Annotated in this window: 19 protein-coding genes and 2 pseudogenes; 7 read left to right on the top strand and 14 right to left on the bottom strand. The window is 50.4% G+C overall.

What is annotated here, in order from left to right:
* Positions 1-162: 162 nt before the first annotated feature.
* Positions 163-2,292, bottom strand: a complete 2,130-nt coding sequence (locus tag HMPREF2572_RS12490) for a LysM peptidoglycan-binding domain-containing protein (protein ID WP_070498922.1) — start codon at positions 2,290-2,292, stop codon at positions 163-165.
* A 209-nt stretch (positions 2,293-2,501) separates the two neighbouring features.
* Between HMPREF2572_RS12490 and HMPREF2572_RS12485 the strand changes: the two genes are divergently transcribed.
* The 6 genes from HMPREF2572_RS12485 (at position 2,502) to pta (ending at position 9,790) form a co-directional block, all read left to right on the top strand.
* The gene (locus HMPREF2572_RS12485) at positions 2,502-3,161 is read left to right on the top strand and encodes a class I SAM-dependent methyltransferase (protein ID WP_070498921.1); all 660 of its coding nucleotides are present in this window, start codon (positions 2,502-2,504) and stop codon (positions 3,159-3,161) included.
* A gap of 247 nt (positions 3,162-3,408) precedes the next feature.
* Complete coding sequence (gene mutM, locus HMPREF2572_RS12480; protein WP_070498920.1) at positions 3,409-4,236, top strand: bifunctional DNA-formamidopyrimidine glycosylase/DNA-(apurinic or apyrimidinic site) lyase; 828 nt, start codon at positions 3,409-3,411, stop codon at positions 4,234-4,236.
* Positions 4,237-4,334: 98 nt separating this feature from the next.
* Positions 4,335-5,105 (top strand): 1-acylglycerol-3-phosphate O-acyltransferase, encoded by a 771-nt coding sequence (locus HMPREF2572_RS12475; protein WP_070498919.1) that lies wholly within the window; start codon positions 4,335-4,337, stop codon positions 5,103-5,105.
* 188 nt (positions 5,106-5,293) lie between these two features.
* Positions 5,294-6,031: a redoxin family protein gene (locus HMPREF2572_RS12470; protein WP_003740760.1), complete on the top strand. Its 738-nt coding sequence runs from the start codon at positions 5,294-5,296 to the stop codon at positions 6,029-6,031.
* 254 nt (positions 6,032-6,285) lie between these two features.
* Positions 6,286-7,692 carry a dihydrolipoyl dehydrogenase gene (locus HMPREF2572_RS12465; protein WP_070498918.1) on the top strand — a complete coding sequence of 469 codons (1,407 nt, stop codon included), beginning with the start codon at positions 6,286-6,288 and terminating at the stop codon, positions 7,690-7,692.
* 595 nt (positions 7,693-8,287) lie between these two features.
* Entirely contained in the window at positions 8,288-9,790 is a 1,503-nt protein-coding gene (pta, locus tag HMPREF2572_RS12460) for a phosphate acetyltransferase (RefSeq protein ID WP_070498917.1), read from the top strand.
* 160 nt (positions 9,791-9,950) lie between these two features.
* Here pta and HMPREF2572_RS14960 read toward each other — a convergent pair.
* The 13 genes and pseudogenes from HMPREF2572_RS14960 to HMPREF2572_RS12405 all read right to left on the bottom strand — a co-directional run.
* Positions 9,951-10,067, bottom strand: a pseudogene (locus HMPREF2572_RS14960) (IS5/IS1182 family transposase); the annotation flags it as partial.
* Positions 10,068-10,169: 102 nt separating this feature from the next.
* A complete protein-coding gene (locus tag HMPREF2572_RS12455) occupies positions 10,170-11,108 on the bottom strand; it encodes an LpxL/LpxP family acyltransferase (RefSeq protein WP_070498916.1) in 939 nt (312 codons plus the stop codon).
* A gap of 4 nt (positions 11,109-11,112) precedes the next feature.
* A complete protein-coding gene (locus HMPREF2572_RS12450; RefSeq protein WP_070498915.1) occupies positions 11,113-11,838 on the bottom strand; it encodes a glycosyltransferase family 2 protein in 726 nt (241 codons plus the stop codon).
* Positions 11,839-11,852: 14 nt separating this feature from the next.
* Positions 11,853-12,941 (bottom strand): FlxJ family methyltransferase, encoded by a 1,089-nt coding sequence (locus HMPREF2572_RS12445; protein ID WP_070498914.1) that lies wholly within the window; start codon positions 12,939-12,941, stop codon positions 11,853-11,855.
* 112 nt (positions 12,942-13,053) lie between these two features.
* Positions 13,054-14,808 (bottom strand): ApeI family dehydratase, encoded by a 1,755-nt coding sequence (locus HMPREF2572_RS12440; RefSeq protein ID WP_070498913.1) that lies wholly within the window; start codon positions 14,806-14,808, stop codon positions 13,054-13,056.
* 46 nt (positions 14,809-14,854) lie between these two features.
* Positions 14,855-15,481, bottom strand: coding sequence for a hypothetical protein (locus tag HMPREF2572_RS12435; RefSeq protein ID WP_070498912.1), 627 nt, complete (start codon positions 15,479-15,481; stop codon positions 14,855-14,857).
* A gap of 333 nt (positions 15,482-15,814) precedes the next feature.
* Positions 15,815-16,354 (bottom strand): COG4648 family protein, encoded by a 540-nt coding sequence (locus HMPREF2572_RS12430; RefSeq protein WP_070498911.1) that lies wholly within the window; start codon positions 16,352-16,354, stop codon positions 15,815-15,817.
* 112 nt (positions 16,355-16,466) lie between these two features.
* Positions 16,467-16,907, bottom strand: a complete 441-nt coding sequence (locus HMPREF2572_RS12425) for a hypothetical protein (RefSeq protein ID WP_070498910.1) — start codon at positions 16,905-16,907, stop codon at positions 16,467-16,469.
* Positions 16,908-16,917: 10 nt separating this feature from the next.
* Positions 16,918-17,025: pseudogene (locus HMPREF2572_RS14955) on the bottom strand (IS5/IS1182 family transposase); the annotation flags it as partial.
* Positions 17,026-17,124: 99 nt separating this feature from the next.
* Entirely contained in the window at positions 17,125-17,376 is a 252-nt protein-coding gene (locus tag HMPREF2572_RS12420) for an acyl carrier protein (RefSeq protein WP_003685738.1), read from the bottom strand.
* A 12-nt stretch (positions 17,377-17,388) separates the two neighbouring features.
* Positions 17,389-17,649 carry a phosphopantetheine-binding protein gene (locus HMPREF2572_RS12415; protein ID WP_003779133.1) on the bottom strand — a complete coding sequence of 87 codons (261 nt, stop codon included), beginning with the start codon at positions 17,647-17,649 and terminating at the stop codon, positions 17,389-17,391.
* Positions 17,646-18,404, bottom strand: a complete 759-nt coding sequence (locus tag HMPREF2572_RS12410; protein WP_070498962.1) for a lysophospholipid acyltransferase family protein — start codon at positions 18,402-18,404, stop codon at positions 17,646-17,648. The genes HMPREF2572_RS12415 and HMPREF2572_RS12410 overlap by 4 nt, the downstream gene beginning before the upstream one ends.
* A complete protein-coding gene (locus HMPREF2572_RS12405; RefSeq protein ID WP_070498909.1) occupies positions 18,401-19,159 on the bottom strand; it encodes a beta-ketoacyl synthase chain length factor in 759 nt (252 codons plus the stop codon). The genes HMPREF2572_RS12410 and HMPREF2572_RS12405 overlap by 4 nt, the downstream gene beginning before the upstream one ends.
* A gap of 174 nt (positions 19,160-19,333) precedes the next feature.
* On the opposite strand from HMPREF2572_RS12405, the gene HMPREF2572_RS12400 reads away from it, so the two are divergent.
* Positions 19,334-19,759: a hotdog family protein gene (locus HMPREF2572_RS12400; protein WP_070498961.1), complete on the top strand. Its 426-nt coding sequence runs from the start codon at positions 19,334-19,336 to the stop codon at positions 19,757-19,759.
* The last annotated feature ends 136 nt before the right edge of the window (positions 19,760-19,895 follow it).

Here is a 19,895-nt window from a genome sequence, read left to right as displayed (position 1 = left end):
AGGCGAGGCAACGCCGTACTGGTTTAAAGTTAGTCCACTATATCCACTATAAAAACTTTCTCTTTAAAGGGAAAGCATAGTGATGCGGTAGGGTAAATTAAGTTTATTAGCAAATAAAAAGTCGTCTGAAAAATTTCAGACGACTTTTTCATGAAGAGTATCTTAACTGCCGATTAATTTCAAACGTTGACCGGGTGTCACACCATTGGTATTTCGATTCCAACGGCGGATATCGTTGACATCAACATTGAAGCGGTTGGCGATAGTGTTTAAAGTATCGCCTCTGCGAACGGTATAAGAAACGTTTCGGATGCTGTTTCGAGTTTTGGCGGGCGCTGCGGTAACGCGCAACAGCTGACCTTTACGAATGTTATTGCCTTTGATGTTGTTGGCGATAATCAAATCAGCAACGCTCAAGTTGTAACGGCGGGAGATATTGAACAGCGTATCACCATCCGCTACACGGTGCATACCGGCACCTGCGATTTGAGATTGCTGCTGATTACCCGCACGAGCCAAACGTGCCTCAGTGCGGCTTTGTTGTTTGGCGGTATTGGCGGCAATGCGCTCGCTACGTGCTTTGACTGCGTCAGACGCAACATTTTGCTCGCTCGCAGCTTGTGCGACTACTGTATTTTCAGTTTGAGTGCGAAGATTAGAGTCCACCAATGCCATCAGTTCATCAGCTGTTTCAGTAGCTTGAGCCGGAGTGGCTTGAGCAGTAGTCAACTCAGTAGTTGTATTCGCAGCAGTTTGCTCGACAACGGCAGGCTTGCTTTCAGCTTGAGCCAATTGGGCAAATATTTCAGGAATACGCTCTTCTTTGATATTGGTTGATGCCAAATCTGCAGAAGAGTTGGTTTGAACGGCTGCAGGTGCGGCAGTGATATCTGCTTTGGCGACAACCGTAGAAGCTGCGGAAGTGACTTTGCTTTCTTCGATAACAGGGGCTGATTGTGCAACCAAAGTTTCGGATACTGCTTTTTTGCCTAGAGCTACGTAATCGGTAGGCGTTGCGGCAACGGGCTTGATGTTTGCAAAATTCGTTGTAGGAATATTTGCTTTTGCCGTTTGAATAGGCGCCATTTCCGGCATATTGGAACGGTAAGTATCCGGTCTGTTATCAACATCAATGAACGAAAGCGCATCAGGTGTGGCAGAATTAGACGCTTCATTCTTGGCTACCAAAATACTGCGATCGGAAGACAGGGAATTATTACCCAAGCCATTCAGTCGTTTGATTTCGGAAACGCTCATGCCGGTTTCTGCTGCGATGGCGTTCAAGCTGGTATTGTTTCGAGATGTGTATACGTTCCAAGACAACAAAGTATCGGGATTTGCGTTTCGGTAGTTTTTCTCGAAAGAAGCCACAGAATCAACAGGCAGCAACAGGCGGCGATTGTTTTTCGGGATGAATACAGGCGCATTGAATCCCGGATTGAGTGTCAGCAATTCGCTTTCGCTGATGTTGGCGAAGCGGGCGATAGTGCTGTTGTCAATCGGCTTGTCGATGCTCAGGGATTTGAAATACGGCTGATTGTTGATTTCGGTGATATTCATGCCGAAAGTTTGCGGGTTTGCAACGATATTGCGTACGGCCAAGAGTTTGGGAACGTAATTCCGTGTTTCGTCAGGCATGCGCAGATTTTCGTAAATCGGCTCCAAACCTTGCGCACGCGCCCGATTGACGGCGCGACCGACATTACCTTCGCCCCAGTTGTAGGCAGCCAGTGCAAGAGACCAGTCGCCGAATAATCCGTGCAGGTATTGCAGGTAATTCAATGCTGCGTCAGTTGCTGCGTAGACATCGTGACGGCCATCATACAAAGGGGTTTTTTCCAAGCCGTAGTGGCGACCCGTTGCAGGCATAAACTGCCACAGACCGGATGCGCCGACATGTGATTTTGCTTTGGTAACAAATGCGCTTTCGATAAATGGCAGCAATGCGATTTCGGCAGGCATATTGCGTTTTCTGACTTCGTTGGCAATATGATACATATAGGGTTTGCTGCGGGTAATGGTGCGGTCGAAATAAGCACCATTGGCGGCAAATTTGCTTTCATGACGGCGAACAAGTTCGGAATTGACCTCGTTCATGCGGAAATCCTTGCGCAACGATGCCCAAAGGCTGCCCGTTCCGAAAGTTTGCGCTTTGGCTTGATCCAAAAGAGAGGAATTGAGGCGCATCATTGCCATACCTACTTGATCTGGTGTGGCATTTTGAGCGTATGCTGCGCCTGAAGCTGCGGATAAACTTGAAATGGTAAGTGCGATGGTTTTCAGTTTTGCCATGATGAATCAATAATTATCAATGATATAAGGTTAAATTTAGTCTACCCGATGGTACTGTTTGAAGATGTAGCCGTCAAGGTAAAGGGGGTGAAATTTACATATGCTTGAGTCTTAATGTTAAAATCTGTGGCATAAATACGGCGATTGCATTGTATTTTTCTATCGGACAGTAGAAATGAACGCATGAAACAGTTAATAGGATAACGACTATGGATGTATGGTTTGAAAATACGGCTATGGGGCGTTATGTTGCTCAAAACGAAGCTGCTTTTTTTGAGCAGCATTTACAATATTTCGACGGACAAACCGTCGTCCAGCAAGGCGGCGAATGGTTGAGGTCGTCTGAAAACGTGGTTGCCGTGCCCCGTGATGTATTGATGACGGCGGATGCTATGGCTTGGGAAAGTCATTCTATTGATGTGCTGCTGATGCCGCACAGTCATGAAACTGCCGCACTGTCGCAAGTGCTGCATGAAGCGTCCAGGGTGTTGAAACCTGAAGGGCGGTTGGTTTTGACGGGATTTAATCCGAAATCTTTGTGGTTTTTCAGTAAGTGGTTTGATGGAACGCGTTTGCCTAAAAAGGAGCATTGCCTGACTTTGCCGGCTTTGAAGCAGCGGTTGGCGGATTTGGATTTTGAGGTGGAGTTCGGAAAGTTTATGGTGTACCTGCCTGCGGTGAATTCGCAAAAGGGGCTGCGGTTTTGGCGTTTTATGGAGAAGGCGGGGGACAGGTGGTGGCCGCAGTGCGCGGCGGTGTACGGCTTGGTTTTGGTTAAACGTATGGCGGGGGTTACGCCGTTGCCGGAGTTTGAAAAAATATTGGGAACGCAGACAGTGGCTTTGGGGGCGGCGCGGATTTCAGATTGAGCAATGCGGCGTTGGTAAAGCCGGCATAACTGGTTTTCAGACGACCTTTTGAGGCTGAATATTTGAAAACGGTAGGTTTGACTCCATAAAAATAGCCTCTTCTATATTTGTCATTCTGCCCCGGATTGGCTGCTTTCTTCCTGTAAAGCCGATTGGTTGCAAATTGTCAGGCTGCGTCGGCATCGGTAGAATCGCAGGTCGTCTGAAAAGTCGATGTTGACTGTAATTAGCTTGAGGATAAAGAAAAATGCCGGAATTGCCTGAGGTGGAAACGACTTTGCGCGGTATCAGCCCGCATATTCAAGGTAAAAAGGTGGCGGATGTCGTGTTGCGCCAAACCAAGCTGCGCTGGCAGGTCAATCCGCAGTTGGCAGAGATTTTGGCGGGGCAGGAGGTGTTGAGTTGTCGTCGGCGGGCGAAATATCTGATTATCGGTTTTGCAACGGGTATTTTGTTGATTCATCTGGGTATGTCGGGCAGCTTACGGATTTTTACGGACGGCGACGCGCGGATTGATCATCCCAATAAACATGATCATGTGGACATTGTGTTTGCAGACGGAACGGTGTTGCGCTATCACGATCCGCGTAAGTTCGGCGCGATTTTGTGGTACGAAGGCATTGCGGAACATCATCCACTCCTTGAGAAACTGGGCCCCGAGCCGCTTTCAGACGACTTCTCCGCCAATTATCTGTATCAAAAGCTCAAAACGCAAAAACGCGCGGTCAAACTGGCTCTAATGGACAATGCCGTCGTGGTCGGCGTAGGCAATATTTATGCGAACGAAAGCTTGTTTAAAGCGGGTATTTCGCCGCACCGCCCAGCGGACAAGATTAAGAAAAAAGAATGTGCCGTTTTGGTGGAGACGATTAAGGCGGTGTTGCAGCGCGCGATTGAAACCGGCGGCAGCACCTTGCGCGACTTCGTTAACAGCGACGGCAAAAGCGGCTATTTTCAACAGGAATATACGGTGTACGGCAGGCACAACGAACCCTGCGTCCGTTGCGGCGGTTTGGTGCAGAAGGAAGTTTTGGGGCAGCGCGGGACGTTTTATTGTCCGAACTGCCAGAAATAATGTTTGAACCTGTTTTCAGACGACCTCTTTGTCATCTGGGTCGTCTGAAAATTTTATTGATATGATTTGATACACATAAGACGAAAAGAAAAACAGTTATGCACTCACGAAAAGCACCGTTTTTTACCCGTTTAGGCAGGTTGTTCCGCCTGACGGGATGGCTGTTCCGAACCGGAAGACATTTGCGCCGTATCGATGCCGGCAATCCTGCCGAACGCGATTATGCGGTCATCACTCTGGGCAAAGGCGCGCTGGAAGCCTTGGATATCGAATTGGAAATCGGCACGCCGCCTGCGGATAATGTGAAGGGTGTTTTGGTGGCGGCAAACCATGTGTCTTGGCTGGATATTTTCGCCATGAGTGCGGTGTATCCGAGCAGCTTTATCGCCAAGCAAGAAATCAAAGACTGGCCGGTCTTGGGCAAAATGGGGCAAAACGCAGGCACGGTGTTTATCAACCGAAATTCCCGACGCGATGTCGAGCCGATTAACCAAGCCATTTGCGCCGCGTTGAAAGCCGGGCAGAATGTCAGCTTTTTCCCCGAAGCGCGGACTTCTTTGGGCTTGGATATTTTGCCGTTCAAAGCCGCGCTCTTCCAATCCGCCATCGATGCCGACGCGCCTGTTCAGGCAGTTACGCTACGCTATTATGATGATACTGGTAAAAGGACGACTGTGCCGTCTTATGCACAAGTCGATTTGGTGCGCTCACTTTGGCGCATCGTTTCCATGAAAAAGCTGCGTATCCGTATCGATTTTGCCGCCCCGATTCGCCCCGGCAAAGACGAAGACCGCTTTATGTTGAAAGACAAAGTAGAAAGCAGCATCCGTGAAGTCGTATTGTCCGACGCACACGATTCCGAAAAATAATTCCAAGCCAGGGGCTTGTTTTCTTTCAGACGACCTCTATTTAAATGAAACGTTCGCAGGTTGAGTTTCATAGTTTCAGGTAATTAATATTATTTGAACTATAAATTATACAAATCAAACTCCCTGCGCTAGAATGCACACATTCACTCGTATCATTCCCTAAACCTAAAATTTCAAGGAGATCCAAAATGGCTTTGCAAGATCGTACCGGTCAAAAAGTACCTTCCGTCGTATTCCGTACCCGCGTGGGCGACACTTGGAAAGATGTTTCCACTGATGACTTGTTCAAAGGTAAAAAAGTAGTCGTATTCTCTCTGCCCGGCGCATTTACTCCGACTTGTTCTTCTTCCCACCTGCCACGTTACAACGAATTGTTCGGCGCGTTCAAAGAAAACGGCGTTGACGCAATTTACTGCGTATCTGTAAACGATACTTTCGTGATGAACGCTTGGGCTGCTGAAGAAGAAGCTGACAACATCTACATGATTCCTGATGGCAACGGCGAATTTACCGAAGGCATGGGTATGCTGGTCGGCAAAGAAGACTTGGGCTTCGGCAAACGTTCTTGGCGTTACTCCATGCTGGTTAACGACGGCGTGGTTGAAAAAATGTTCATCGAGCCTGAAGAGCCGGGTGATCCTTTCAAAGTGTCTGACGCTGACACTATGTTGAAATTCATCGCTCCTGACTGGAAAGCTCAAGAGTCTGTTGCCATCTTCACCAAACCTGGCTGCCAATTCTGCGCTAAAGCTAAAAAAGCTCTGCAAGACAAAGGTCTGTCTTACGAAGAAATCGTATTGGGCAAAGATGCAACTGTTACTTCCGTTCGCGCCATTACCGGCAAGATGACTGCTCCTCAAGTCTTCATCGGCGGTAAATACATCGGCGGCAGCGAAGATTTGGAAGCTTACTTGGCTAAAAACTAATTGCCTGATGCTTGAGACGGTTTAAACAAAGCCGTCTGAACAGAAAAATAGAGTTATTCAGACGATACGCTACACGGTCGTTCTGAATAGCTCTATATTTACAAGTAGAATTTGAGATTATTGTTTTAAATCAAGATTTTTAAAATGACTATTGATTTTGTATTATCGATAGTTTATTCAAGAGGTCGTCTGAAAACCCGATACGCTTCACGCTGATACCGCTTCGGACGCTCAACAAAAAAAGGACAAAGATTATGAAAAAAATTCAAGCAGATGTCGTCGTAATTGGCGGCGGTACTGCCGGCATGGGCGCGTTTCGCAATGCCCGTTTACATTCGGATAATGTTTACCTGATTGAAAACAATGTGTTCGGCACGACCTGCGCACGCGTGGGCTGTATGCCTTCCAAACTCTTGATTGCCGCCGCAGAAGCGCGCCATCACGCATTGCATACCGACCCGTTCGGCGTGCATTTGGACAAAGACAGCATTGTCGTCAACGGCGAAGAAGTGATGCACCGCGTCAAATCCGAGCGCGACCGTTTTGTCGGCTTTGTCGTTGCCGATGTGGAAGAGTGGCCTGCCGACAAGCGCATTATGGGTTCGGCTAAATTTATCGACGAGAATACCGTCCAAATCGACGACCATACCCAAATCACGGCAAAAAGTTTCGTGATTGCTACCGGCTCGCGCCCCGTTATCCTGCCGCAGTGGCAGCCTTTGGGCGACCGTTTGATTATCAACGACGACGTTTTCTCATGGAATACGCTGCCTAAGAGCGTCGCCGTGTTCGGACCGGGCGTTATCGGTTTGGAACTGGGTCAGGCATTGCACCGTTTGGGCGTGAAAGTTGAAATTTTTGGCTTGGGCGGCATCATCGGCGGCATTTCCGACCCCGTCGTTTCAGACGAGGCGAAAGCCGTGTTCGGCGAAGAATTGAAACTGCATTTGGATGCTAAAACCGAGGTCAAACTTGATGCGGACGGCAATGTAGAAGTTCATTGGGAGCAAGACGGCGAAAAAGGCGTATTTGTTGCCGAATATATGCTGGCAGCCGTAGGCCGCCGTCCGAACGTTGACAATATCGGTTTGGAAAACATCAATATCGAAAAAGACGCGCGCGGCGTACCCGTTGCCGATCCGTTGACCATGCAGACCAGCATTCCGCATATCTTCATCGCGGGCGACGCGTCCAACCAACTGCCGTTGCTGCACGAAGCTGCTGACCAAGGCAAGATTGCCGGCGACAATGCGGGCCGCTACCCGAATATCGGCGGCGGTTTGCGCCGCAGTACCATCGGCGTGGTGTTCACCAATCCGCAAATCGGCTTTGTTGGTTTGAAATACGCGCAGGTTGCCGCGCAATACCAACCTGACGAATTTGTCATTGGCGAAGTATCGTTTAAAAACCAAGGCCGCAGCCGCGTGATGTTGGTAAACAAAGGCCATATGCGCCTGTATGCCGAAAAAGTCACCGGCCGCTTCATCGGCGCGGAAATCTTAGGCCCGGCCGCCGAACATTTGGCGCACCTGTTGGCATGGGCGCATCAAATGAAGATGACCGTTCCGCAAATGCTGGATATGCCGTTCTACCATCCCGTTATCGAGGAAGGTCTGCGTACCGCGTTGCGCGATGCCGATGCGAAGTTGAAACAGGCTTGATGGGTTGACCTCATCAATCTGCTAGAATGAAAGGTCGTCTGAAAACCTGATTTAAGGTTTTCAGACGACCTTTTTTGTCTTTACGTTGCGGAATAAAATCAGTTGCTGGGTAATGTGTAGTTGGATACTTGTATTCGACGAATATTTAATGCTTCTGCTTCCTTTAGGTGTTGTGGCAGATGGAGATGTCAGATTCAAGAATCTGACCTACGGCAGGTTTGTCTGCCGGAACGAGAGGTCGTCTGAAAACTTGGATTTGAAGGCGAGTGTTCTTTAAATTTTGATTATTCATCAAAGCCTGTTCAGATGGTTGATATAAGCTGGGTTCTGTATGTTGCAGGACTCGGCTTTTTTCATTTTAAACAGTATAGTCCTTAGACATCAGTAATAATCAAAAGGGAAGGGGATTGTTGGTTTCGATTTTAACTAACTCTCTCTGCGCTATGCGTTTCTTAAAAATCCATTGCATTTTCACTCAATCCATTAACATTTAGCCTTGTTGGAAACGCAGTTTGTTTGTTAGTATTAAGCCCATTGCCGTTACGTCCGCATCACGGCGGCGACGGAGAATCTCCACACAGAAAGGACACATATCATGGCTAAATTATTGGTCGTTCCGGTATCTGCCGGTTTGGACGCCGCTGCCGCAAGCAAAGCCTTTGCCGCAGCCTTGGGTGCGCAAGTTTTCCAACCGCTCGACGCATCCGCCGAAACCCTGTTGGCGCAAGGCAAAAGCGACGACTGGTTTGACGCTGTGGTCGGCAAAGCCGTCGCACTCAATACCGACAAACTCGTTATCGAAGGTATCACCCCCGATGCGGACAAACTCTTCCTGTCCGGCAAAAACGTCGAGCTGGCACTGTCTTTGGATGCAGGCGTAGTCTTGGCATTGCAATCTGACAGTGCCGACGCAGCCGAAGCGGCACACCGAATCAACCTTGCCAAACAGCTTTACACCAACTCTCCGGGCCTCTTGGAAGGCTTCATCATTGAAGGCGCGGCAGCATCCGTAGGCGAAGAAGTTGCCCGCCTGACCGGACTGACGTTCTACGGCTCAAGCAGCGCGCTCAAAGACGTATCCGCTTTGGCAAAACGCGAAGCCTCCCGCCTGTCTCCCGCCCAATTCCGTTACAACCTGATTGATTTTGCCCAAAAAGCCGATATGCGCATCGTCCTGCCTGAAGGTGCGGAGCCGCGTACTGTCGCCGCAGCCGCCATTTGCCACGAAAAAGGCATTGCCCGCTGCGTCTTGCTTGCCAAACGAGAAGAAGTTGAAGCCGTTGCCAAAGAACGCGGCATCAACCTGCCTGACTCTTTGGAAATCGTCGATCCTGCTACATTGATCGAACAATACGTCGAGCCGATGTGCGAATTGCGCAAATCCAAAGGTCTGACGCCTGAAGATGCCCGCAAACAACTGCAAGACACCGTCGTCCTCGGTACCATGATGATGGCACAAAACGACGTCGACGGCTTGGTATCCGGCGCCGTTCATACTACCGCCAACACCATCCGCCCCGCCTTGCAGCTGATTAAAACCGCACCGGGTGCCAGCCTCGTGTCCAGCGTATTCTTCATGCTGCTGCCCAACCAAGTCCTCGTCTTCGGCGACTGCGCGGTTAACCCGAACCCGACACCCGAACAGCTTGCTGACATCGCCATCCAATCCGCCGATACCGCCAAAGCCTTCGGTATTCCGCCAAAAGTTGCCATGATTTCTTACTCCACCATCAACTCAGGCAGCGGCCCTGATGTCGATGCCGTGATTGAAGCGACCAAACTGGCGAAAGAAAAACGCCCGGACTTGGAAATCGACGGCCCGCTGCAATACGATGCGGCTACCGTGCCTGAAATCGGCAAAACTAAAGCGCCTGAAAGCACCGTCGCTGGTCAGGCAAGCGTCTTGATTTTCCCGAATCTCAACACCGGCAACTGTACCTACAAAGCCGTACAACGCAGCGCCAACGTCCTGAGCGTCGGTCCGTTGTTGCAAGGTTTGCGCAAACCGGTCAACGACCTCTCCCGCGGTGCATTGGTAGAAGACATTGTCTTCACCATCGCCCTGACAGCGGTTCAGGCAAAACAAATGGCCGGCTGATTGCTTGATTCTTTAAAGTAAACAAAGGTCGTCTGAAAATCCTTAAAATAAGGTTTTCAGACGACCTTTAAACTCTATTTCCCCGAATTGAAAAATCCTTTGTTTGTAGAGCATAGAGAAGGAAGGGGGTATCTTGCTCAAAAGGAAAATTTCAAAATTATAGTGGATTAACTTTAAACCAGTACGGCGCTGCCTCGCCTTTCCGTACTATCTGTACTGTCTGCGGCTTCGTCGTCTTGTCCTGATTTAAATTTAATCCACTATATCACCGCTTCGATGGAATAATCTATTTGATGTACAGAAGTTAGCAAACGTGGCAAGTGTATGTGTTTCGCAGCCCAGTATTGACCGAGGTCGTCTGAAAATCTCGATAGGGGATTCAGATAACTTTTTCTTCTTCCTCGTTCCAAAAATCATAAAAGTTAAACCATTGCAGCGGATTTTGCGCGCATTCTTGCGCCAGGATATCGGCAAAGCCCTGCATGGCGGCGGTAACGGCGGCTTCGCGGTTGCCGCGTTTCCAGTCGGAAGTGTCGGTGAAGCGGCGCAGTTTCAAATGGTAGCGGCCGTTTTGTTTGATGCAAAACAGCGTGTTCACCTGCGTTTTCAAGAGCGCCGCCAAGAGCCATGCGCCTTGCGGCATGGGGGCGGTATGGCCTAGAAAGTTGATGTCGGCGGTTTTTTCGCCGCGCACGGGTACGCGGTCGGCGGCAATGGCTATCCATTCGCCGTCTTCGATGCGGCGGTTCAGCTCCATCATCAGGGTGGGATCCAAATCCGTGACCTGAATCAGGCGGATGTGTTCCGCACCCGCTTTTTGCAAGGCTTCGTTGAACGCCTGCGCGTGTTTGCTGTGTACCAACACATTGAGCCTGAAGCCTTTATGGTGCGATACCAGCGCGCGGCAGACTTCGGTGTTGCCCAAGTGTGAGCAGGCGAAAATCTGCCCGCGTACCGAATCGCTGATTTGCGCATAAACGCCGTCCGGGTCTTCGAGTACTAAATCTTCATAACGGATTTTGCGCTGCCACACGGCAAAACGGTCGCATATTGCCTCGCCGAACGCGATAAATTGTTTGAATACGCTGTGTTTCGGCAAAACGGTATCGGGATAGGCCGTCTGAAGACGGGTTTGATACCGCAGGATATGGCGGCGCGGCTTGGGCGCGGTGGCGTAGAAATACAGCACCACAAACCAGATGCACGGCCTCATCAGGAAGGCGGGCAGATAACGCACCATCAGCGTGGTCAGGGCGAGAAACAGGCGGCTGCCGCGTTCGGGCTGCGCCGCCCAGTGGTTTTGCGTGTTGTCGGTCATGGTTTCAGACGGCCTTTCCGAATAAAGCGCCCAAGCGCCGCCGCAACATCCCTAAAAACAGCCGCGTGTGCATTTTGCTGATGCGTACGTTGTCGGCGAAGGCGTTGAAGTGGGACACGCCGTCGGCGGCGTATTGCACGGGCGTTTTAATCCAAACCGGCTTGACGCCGCGCCAGTACAGGCGGATGAGGATTTCGGTGTCGAAATCCATGCGGTCGCCCACGGTTTCTTCGCGGACGACCGACAGCGCGGGGGCGAGCGGGTAGAGGCGGAAGCCGCACATGCCGTCTTTGATGTCGCAAGACCAAGTGTGCAGCATGTTCCAGAAGTCGGTAATTTTGCGCCCGTACAGCCGCGCTTTAGGCGCGTCGCCGCCGTATTGCGGCCAGCCGCAGACGACGGCTTCGGGGTTTTGTTCTGCCGCCGCCAAGAGTTTGGGCGTGTCGTCCAGATGGTGCTGCCCGTCGGCATCGACCTGCAAAACATGGCTGTAACCGTTTTCTTCGGCGTATTTCAAACCGGTTTTGACCGCCGCGCCTTTGCCGCCGTTGATGGGGCGGTAAAGGACGTGGATGCCGTCTGAAACCAATGCCTGCAATACGGGTTTGCATTCTTCGCGCGAACCGTCGTCCACAATCAATACGTCCAAACCGAAGCCGTGCATGGTCTGTGCGACGCGGGAGATGGCGGCGGGGTGGTTGTAGTGGGGGATTAACACTAGGGTTTTCATGGGGATACCGTTTTTCAGACGACCTTCTCGCAGCGCAAGATGCTGTGTCCGCGTCCGATGCCGTCTGAAATTTCCGCCACTTTCAATCCGGCGTTTTCAACGCAGCGTATCAGGTCTTCGGAATGGAAGATTTTGCTGTTGCCGTTGGCCATGGCGGTGAAATACAGGCTGGTCATGGTCAGGCAGTAGGCGGCGGTTTCGTATTGCTGCCTGTCCCAGCAGGGCTCCATGATGTAGAGGCTGGTGCGGCTGCCCATGGAAGCGGCGGCGCGGCGCAGGATGCCGGTGACTTGTTCTTCGCTGAAACAGTCTAAAAACTGGCTCATCCAAATCGCGTCGAAACCTGTCGGGAAGGGGGCTTCGGGGTCGAGCAGGTTGGCGGGGTGGGCATGGATGCGTTCCGCGCCGGTTTTGCCCTTGGTCGCTTCGCGCATCAGGGCGATTTGTTGCGGCAAATCCATGATGGTAACTTCGACTTCGGCGTTGTAGCCGACGCATTGTTCCGCCCAGCGGCCGGTGTTGCCGCCGACGTCGAGCAGTTTTTTCACCGGTTTGGCGAACACGGTTTTCAAGGCTTCGGCAAAGGAATTGTCGGAATAATAGTGGTCGAAGGCAAACCATTTTTCCTGCGCGACGCTCGGCAGCGAAGACAGGCCTTCGTAAATTGTTGGCCAACTACCAAAAACTTTCAGCCCTTCGGGTTTGCCCGTTTGCAAGGTTTTTTCCAAGTCAAACATACCTTGGTAACAGATTTCCTGCGTGAAATCCATGTTCACGCGCGCCATTTTGTCTTTCAGTAAGAACCAGCCCGCTTTGCTGATGAAATAGCGGTTGTCGCGGGTATGTACCGTGCCGATGGAGAGCGAGGCTTCCAGCAGCACTTGCGCGGCGTAATTGCTGATTTGCGCTTTCTCGGCGATTTCGGCTTGAGTAAGGCCGTCTGAATGGTTGTTCAGCAAATCCAAAATGCCGAATTTCACCATCAGGCGGGATACTTGGAACACAATCGGCGCAAAGGCGATTTCCTGCGCCAAACGCTGCGCTTCGCCTGCGGACTGGTGTTCTTCGGAATAACGTTGTGCTAGTGCTGGAAAAAGTTGCATATTTTCTATCTTTTCATTTGATTATGGGTTGTTATTAGGTTTGAGCGGGATTGTCCCCGATTTGCAGGTTTTCCTCTTCCCGCAGGAGAGGGCGGAACCTAAAAAAGCATTTTCAGACGACCTCGAATACAATCCGCCCCGAGGCGCACGGATTGTCGCCGTTGCTGACTTTAAAGCTCAATTTGTTTTTGGCTTCATCGTATTTCAGCTCCACCGACACTTCGTCATGCGGACGGACGAACTGCTGGTATTTTAGGTTTTCCACGCGGACGACGCGCTGCCTGCCCCACGGATGACGCGCCGCCAGATCGCGCACCCATTGCAGCTCGACGACGCCCGGTACGAGCGGGAAAGTGGCGAAATGGCCGCCGAAATAGACCAAATCGAGCGGCACGCGACCGATGAAGGTTTCGGCGGCGGTTTCTTCTTCAGACGATGTTTTTGACCAAACAGGCGATGTTTGGACGACGGTAAAGGTCGTCTGAAAATCGGCGGCGGCGATTTTAGCCTGAGCGTTGCGCGGCAGGCTGTCGGCGAAACGCCAGTAACGGGGCAGGGCGATGGTGTCCTGCGTGGCGGCCAAGTGGCGTTTGAGCGCGTCGGCGACGGCGGCACGGCCTTTCTCGCGCAGGGCGGCGATACCGTCCACGTTCAACGCCGCCCATATGGCGATGCGCTGATGTTGCGGGTGGCGGCCGCAATGGGCGTCGGCAATCCACGGATGCCGTAAAAGTTCGTGTTCGATTTGGGTCAGCGACACGCGTTTGTCCTCAAATTTGATGATGCGGTCTTGGCGACCGAGCAGCAGGAAACCGTCGTGTTGCGGCTCGATTAAATCGGCGGTCTGGCGGCGTTCGGGCGACCACGGCGAAGATGCCCACAATGCGCCTTCTGCGTTCTGCCCGATTTCTACGCCGGCAAACGGCCGCCATGCGCGGCTTTCCCGACGCGACGCAATCACGCCGGTTTCGGTGCTGCCGTACACTTCAAACGGGCGGACGGCAGCCTGTTGCAGCAAATCCGCCGTGGCTTCGGGCAGCGCGCCGCCTGCCGACACGATGCCCGCGATTTTATGGCCGATGCTCTGCCAGTTGCGGTTTTCACCCAAGCGGTTGAGTACCGCCGGACTGGCAATCCACACCACTTTTTCATGCGCCGCCGTGCTGGCGAGCAGGTTTTCAGGATAAACCGCCTGCCGCCGCTCCATAGGCCAGCCCATTGTCAGCGCAAGCGCGAAACGGAAAGTGAAGCCGTAAAGGTGTTGCGGAATAACGCTGCCGATAACCGTTTCCCTGCCGCGTCCGAATGGCAGCGCGTCCGACAACATCAAGGCTTCCGCCTGCATCTGCGCGGCGGTTTTCACAATCACCTGCGCCTCGCCGCTGGAACCCGACGTTTTCAGCCACGCCTCGGCATGGTCCGGAATCAGATGCTTTTCAGGGGTAGGCGTCGGGTTTTCAGGCGATGTGTGTGCCGGTAAATCGGGCAGGTGCCACACCGGTGGGTTGGATTGCACATTCAACGGCTGTCCCGATTCATCGCGTTGTTCGGTTTGGCTGCCCAACTTACTTTGCAAATCTTCGGAATCCGTTAAAAACACATCCGCCGTCCGCCCCCAGTCCAAATTGTCCCGCGCCAGATTCGGCAGCAGCAACACCCGCCCGCCCGAATGCCACACCGCCAACACGGCGCAGACAAACAGCGCGGCATCGTCAAACCACAACGCGGCAGTTTGCACGTTTGCCGTTTTCAGACGACCTGACAGCCGGAAAATTGCACGGTTGAAATCAGCACGCGTCCAATTCGGATGAGTGGCGATAAGGTCTTGTTGGGGTAGGTCGGGGGATAGGATTTGGGTCAGGCGCATGCAGTAGTTTCTCTAAAAATAGTTATTCTAATGAAATTTTTTCAATTTATTTCCAGTACGATGTTGCAATAGGCGCGAAGAAGATAAAGGAAAATAATAAATATATAAATAAAAATAGAAGTTTATATTTATTTTCTGGTTTGATTGAATTAAATGGAGATTTTAAAAAAGGGAATCTGTACATTAAAAATAAGGCTATAAAAGATATAATATTATTGATAATATAATTAAATAATATTTTATAAGTTATATTTAATGGTAATTGAATTTGAAATAAAAGTATAAAGAAAAATGCTCCAATTCTAATTCCAATTAGAGTTGAAATATATGTTAAAACTAAGTTTGGCATCCAAATGGTAAAAAGTTTAATAATTTTATTCTTTATGTGAAAAATACCTAATTTTTTGTTATAATAAAAAGAAAATATCATAGTTAAAATTAAGAATACTCCTGATATAAGTGTAAATACTGCAATGCTTTTAGGAGCCATATGTTCAGATATTAGCGCTAATAGATATTCTTGATATTTAGGGAAGGAAAGTGTTATGGATAAACAAATAAATGCTAGGAAAAAGCCAAGTACTAATCCTATGAAATTATCTTTAAAGTCTAAAATATTTGTTATGGCATTTTTGCCTCTGACTTTTAAATAAGCAAAAATTTTTTTACACATTAAAAATCCTTTCAAGGTTCTATAGCTTAGGAAAAGAACGGGTCGATTACACTTTTTATGCTAAACGTCTTTTATTCTCTACAAAAACAAAAATGAATGTTTAGTGATTTTTTAGAATCATCAAGAACGATGCGGCAAATGGGTCTTCATGCAAAATCCGAGAAGTGTAAACAATACTAGAATTTCTTACATGTAGGTTATATCAAATTCTATCTGAGTATTGTGATTCGGAAACACTTTTATTTTTTAAACCGTATTCTTTTGTAAACAATATTTGATTTTCAAACAGATTATAACTTAATGAAATGGTTGATAGATACGTTTTCAGACAACCTACACCTTCAATACGGCTTTCCGATACACCCACTCTCCAGCAAACAAAAGCCCCATCAACACATACGACACGATGCCGGTATAAGCCGCCCACCAGTCGTAATATTGCAAGCCTGCCAGAATGGCGGCGGTTGCGCCGTTGAGGATGAAGAAGCCGCACCAGATTTGCGTAACGCGGCGGGTGTGGCGCACGCCTTCGGGGGGCAGGTCGGGGTGTTGCAGTCGGGCGAGGCGTTCGATGACGGTTTGTTTGGCAAACAGGCTGCCGCCGAAAACGGCAAGCATCAGCGCGTTGACGGCGACGGGATACCAATACATCGAGTCGGGTCGTCTGAAAACCATTACGGCGGCGAAAAAGGCGGCAAGGATAATCGCCGTAATGCGTTGGGCTGTGGTTTGCGGCATGGCGGCACGTATCAGCCACAGGATGCACATGGCGGCGGCAAGCCAGAAAAATGCGCCGTTTTCTCTGCCGTAATACCATAGGAGCGGATAGGCGAGGCTGGCGAGGGTCAGTAGGAGTTTTCCTAATATTTTCATGGTTGTTGTTTTTCAGGCGAGTTTCGTTGAGGGGTCGTCTGAAAATGTCGGGGTAAGGGGGCGGGGCAGAAATTCTCAGAGGATAAGCTCTGAGAATTTCTGCGATATTGGATTATTCGTTTTCTTCCTTATTTTTATTTTTTTCAAAGGCTTCATATTCTACGAGCAGCTTATAGTATTTTGGATAAAGCTTGGCAATGCGTTTACGGTTTTTCGGGGTACAGAATTTTGCCACCTCTTTGGGTTCATGAGATTCCGGATAGCGGGAATAAAATTGAGTTTGCTCTTGTTCGGTCATTTTTTTGACCGTTGGGCAGATAGGGGACATTTCTGATTTGCTGTTGGCAAATCCAGCCATATTCCATGCCACTATGCCGTTGCGTTCAGTCTCATCGTTTGCCTCTTTTTCACAAAATTCCATATCGTGATACATATCAAATGAATCATGAATGACTTGCATACACTCGGCATGTGTCATTTTTTTGATAAGGGAAATTTCAGCGTGCGCAGACAAGGCGGGGAGTAAGAGCAGTAGGGTAATGAGTTTTTTCATAGTGTTAGTTGTATAGTGGATTAACTTTAAACCAGTACGGCGCTGCCTCGCCTTGCCGTACTATTTGTACTGTCTGCGGCTTCGTCGCCTGGTCCTGATTTAAATTTAATCCACTATATATTATGGATAAGTGAGAAAGGTTGATGTTGTTTATTGATGTTCAGACGACCTTGCCGATTGACAAGGCCGTCTGAAAATATGCCGATTAAAATCAGAATCAGGAATCTTGCGCCTGTACTTTCAAAACCGCCTGAACCACGTCTTCTACGGTGCGCACGTTGCGGAAGTCTTCGGCTTGCAGTTTGCGGCCGGTTTCGCGTTTGATGTGGTCGATGAGGTCGATGGCGTCGATGCTGTCGATTTCCAAATCTTCGTAGAGGTTGGTCTCGGGTTTGATGCGCTCGGGTTCGATTTCAAACAGGTTGACCAGTGCATCGGTCAGAAGGGTGCGTACTTCTTGTTCGGTCATATCGCTTCTCCTTTATGCCTGACGGCTTTTGACGAATTCTGCCAGTGTTTTGACGTTGGCGAAGTTTTCGCGCAGGTTGTCGTTTTCGCCGTCGAGCTGGAAGCCGAAGGTTTTTTGCACTGCCAAACCGAGTTCCAGCGCGTCGACGGAATCCAGCCCCAAGCCTTCGTCGCCGAAGAGCGGGTCTTCGCTGCCGATGTCGGCGGCGGTGATGTCTTCCAGCCCCAAGCTGTCGATGATCAATTCTTTGATTTGGTTTTCTAAGTTATTCATGTGGTTTTCCTTGTGAAATAGTCTTGAAGGTATTCGTTTAAACGCCTTGCGGCAATGGGTAGGGGTTTTTCCGCCAGCCATTCTTCGGGCAGGATGTCGTCACCGACGGTGATTTCATAGTGGATTTTGTGTGGCGGTATTTTGTACCAAGGCTGGCCTTTTTTGAAATTGGGCGGCGTCATTTTGATGCACACGGGGGTGATGACCGATGCGCTGCGCAAACCGAGCGATACCGCGCCACGGTGCATTTTAACCTGTCCGTCCCAGCCTGTGCGCGTGCCTTCGGGGAAAATCAGCATACTTTGCCCGCTTTTGAACACGGCGTCGATTTCTTCCAACATTTCCATGCTTTCGTCGTTGGGGATGTAGCCGGAAGCGATGATCTGGCTCTTCATGCTGGGATTGTTCAACAGGTCTTTTTTGACCAGTACGTTCGGGTCGGGAAAGTGGCTGACCATTAAGACGACATCTAGCAACGAGGGATGGTTGGCAAGGACGAGCTGCCCCGGCCGGCCGAGTTTTTCCAAGCCGTTGAAACGGACGCTCAATACGCCCGACCATTGCAGATAGCCGACGAAAAAGCGCCAGACTTTCCCTATCATGTGCCGCGCTTCAAGTTGGCGTTTGATGTCGCCTTTGGTGGATTTGAGCGTGTAGGGCAAAAGCGCGATTTTGAACAATACGCCTGCAACGCCGAAGAGGATGAAGCCGAACAGGGTGGCGAAGAAACGGCGGCAGTAGTCTAGGGTTTTCATGGTTTTTTGCACCATGTCCATCGGCGTTTTTCATGTTGCCATTCTGCTGAAAGGTCGTCTGAAAGTAAGAAACGGATCCAGTCGAGCGCGCCCCAGTAATCGGCTGACAGCAGGTCGGACGGGTTTTCAGACGACGTGTCGTCGACATCGAGGCTGAGCGTGTAGCCGTCTCCCTGCGTCAGTACAAGCGAAAGGGCGTAGGCAAACGGGGCGCGTGTGGCGTGGACGGGATAGTCGTCGGACAAAGGGTCGTCGGCGATTAAGACTAACACGGATGGTGCGCCATCTTGCAGCAGGGCATAGGCTTCTGCCAAAGTGGTTTCAAAATTGTCGCTGCCGGCGGCGAGGGCGGTGTGTTCGCTCATGTCGCCGCGCAGCATGGACCATTGTCCGGCGGGGGCGTTGTGGACAGACAGTCCGAAGGAGGTCGGCGAAACGCTGTCGGTTTGCAACAGCCCAAGCCATAATTCGAAACTGCGGTTGATTTCTCCGTCATGCGAGGCGTAAACCAACGGGCTGCCGGGGTATTGTTCCGCCAATTCCCACGAAGCGTCGCAAATCAGGCGCGCGGCTTTGCCCAAACGGCGGCGCTGCAAGGCGGGCAGGAAGGCAAGCGCGGGTTTGTGGTCGGGCAGCCCAGCGGCGTCTAATGCGCCTGAAGCCCATTGCCGCCATTGTTCGGGCGTGGCGATTTTACTGCTTGAAGCGTGCCAAGCGGCGATATTGAAAGAAAAACGGCAAATGTTGGATGACATGATGGTTTTCAAAAGTTTACATTGTGATGTATTTTAACGAAATAGCTTAACACATTCTAGGGTCTGATATAATCGCGCTATTCTAACGTATTCTGTTTTCAGACGACCTTTATGACTGTAAATTTAATTTTTCCCATCCACGATGTTGCTTCTTTATTGCCACACAGCGGCCATATGGTGTTGCTCGATTGTGTGACGGAATACAGCCCGAAACACGTTTGCGCCCAAGCCGGTGTGGGGGAAAAGCACATTCTGTTGGTTGACAGGGCATTGCCGGCGACATCGCTGATGGAAATCATGGCGCAGGGCATAGGCGCGTTTGCGGGCATACAGGCTTTGGAAGCGGGTGAGCCGGTGCGGCTTGGCTTTTTGCTCGGCACGCGCAAGCTGGAATTGTTTGCCGACAGCCTGCCGGTCGGAACGCAGATGAAGGTGATCGCCAATCTGTCGATACAGGACCCGGGCGGTATGGGCGTGTTCGATTGCGAGCTGCATTGGACGGATGCGCCCGAAGATGCCCGTGCCAAGCTGCCTGCGGACGGACTGGTGGCAAAAGCTTCATTGAACGTGTACAGTCCGAAAGACGGAAAGGTCGTCTGAAAATACACGGTTTATCCACCATGCGGTCAAACGGGCGGATAAAACCCGTTTATCACAATAAAATCTCTAAAAGGTCGTCTGAAAACAGTCTTTCTTGTGCTGATTGTTATAGTGGATTAACAAAAATCAGGACAAG

This window comes from Neisseria sp. HMSC064E01 (assembly GCF_001808875.1).
GTDB classification, from domain to species: domain Bacteria; phylum Pseudomonadota; class Gammaproteobacteria; order Burkholderiales; family Neisseriaceae; genus Neisseria; species Neisseria sicca_A.
Note: the sequence above shows the minus strand (reverse complement) of the source record. Positions and strands in the feature narration are given on the sequence as shown.

What these genes read in the sequence shown, in the direction of transcription:
- HMPREF2572_RS12445 (WP_070498914.1), bottom strand. Translation starts at nt 12,941, where the DNA reads ATGCAACTTTTTCCAGCACTAGCACAACGTTATTCCGAAGAACACCAG.
- HMPREF2572_RS12475 (WP_070498919.1), top strand. Translation starts at nt 4,335, where the DNA reads ATGCACTCACGAAAAGCACCGTTTTTTACCCGTTTAGGCAGGTTGTTC.
- HMPREF2572_RS12425 (WP_070498910.1), bottom strand. Translation starts at nt 16,907, where the DNA reads ATGAAAAAACTCATTACCCTACTGCTCTTACTCCCCGCCTTGTCTGCG.
- HMPREF2572_RS12405 (WP_070498909.1), bottom strand. Translation starts at nt 19,159, where the DNA reads ATGTCATCCAACATTTGCCGTTTTTCTTTCAATATCGCCGCTTGGCAC.
- HMPREF2572_RS12455 (WP_070498916.1), bottom strand. Translation starts at nt 11,108, where the DNA reads ATGACCGACAACACGCAAAACCACTGGGCGGCGCAGCCCGAACGCGGC.
- HMPREF2572_RS12420 (WP_003685738.1), bottom strand. Translation starts at nt 17,376, where the DNA reads ATGACCGAACAAGAAGTACGCACCCTTCTGACCGATGCACTGGTCAAC.
- HMPREF2572_RS12465 (WP_070498918.1), top strand. Translation starts at nt 6,286, where the DNA reads ATGAAAAAAATTCAAGCAGATGTCGTCGTAATTGGCGGCGGTACTGCC.
- HMPREF2572_RS12450 (WP_070498915.1), bottom strand. Translation starts at nt 11,838, where the DNA reads ATGAAAACCCTAGTGTTAATCCCCCACTACAACCACCCCGCCGCCATC.
- HMPREF2572_RS12400 (WP_070498961.1), top strand. Translation starts at nt 19,334, where the DNA reads ATGGTGTTGCTCGATTGTGTGACGGAATACAGCCCGAAACACGTTTGC.
- mutM (WP_070498920.1), top strand. Translation starts at nt 3,409, where the DNA reads ATGCCGGAATTGCCTGAGGTGGAAACGACTTTGCGCGGTATCAGCCCG.
- pta (WP_070498917.1), top strand. Translation starts at nt 8,288, where the DNA reads ATGGCTAAATTATTGGTCGTTCCGGTATCTGCCGGTTTGGACGCCGCT.
- HMPREF2572_RS12470 (WP_003740760.1), top strand. Translation starts at nt 5,294, where the DNA reads ATGGCTTTGCAAGATCGTACCGGTCAAAAAGTACCTTCCGTCGTATTC.
- HMPREF2572_RS12435 (WP_070498912.1), bottom strand. Translation starts at nt 15,481, where the DNA reads ATGTGTAAAAAAATTTTTGCTTATTTAAAAGTCAGAGGCAAAAATGCC.
- HMPREF2572_RS12440 (WP_070498913.1), bottom strand. Translation starts at nt 14,808, where the DNA reads ATGCGCCTGACCCAAATCCTATCCCCCGACCTACCCCAACAAGACCTT.
- HMPREF2572_RS12430 (WP_070498911.1), bottom strand. Translation starts at nt 16,354, where the DNA reads ATGAAAATATTAGGAAAACTCCTACTGACCCTCGCCAGCCTCGCCTAT.
- HMPREF2572_RS12415 (WP_003779133.1), bottom strand. Translation starts at nt 17,649, where the DNA reads ATGAATAACTTAGAAAACCAAATCAAAGAATTGATCATCGACAGCTTG.
- HMPREF2572_RS12490 (WP_070498922.1), bottom strand. Translation starts at nt 2,292, where the DNA reads ATGGCAAAACTGAAAACCATCGCACTTACCATTTCAAGTTTATCCGCA.
- HMPREF2572_RS12410 (WP_070498962.1), bottom strand. Translation starts at nt 18,404, where the DNA reads ATGAAAACCCTAGACTACTGCCGCCGTTTCTTCGCCACCCTGTTCGGC.
- HMPREF2572_RS12485 (WP_070498921.1), top strand. Translation starts at nt 2,502, where the DNA reads ATGGATGTATGGTTTGAAAATACGGCTATGGGGCGTTATGTTGCTCAA.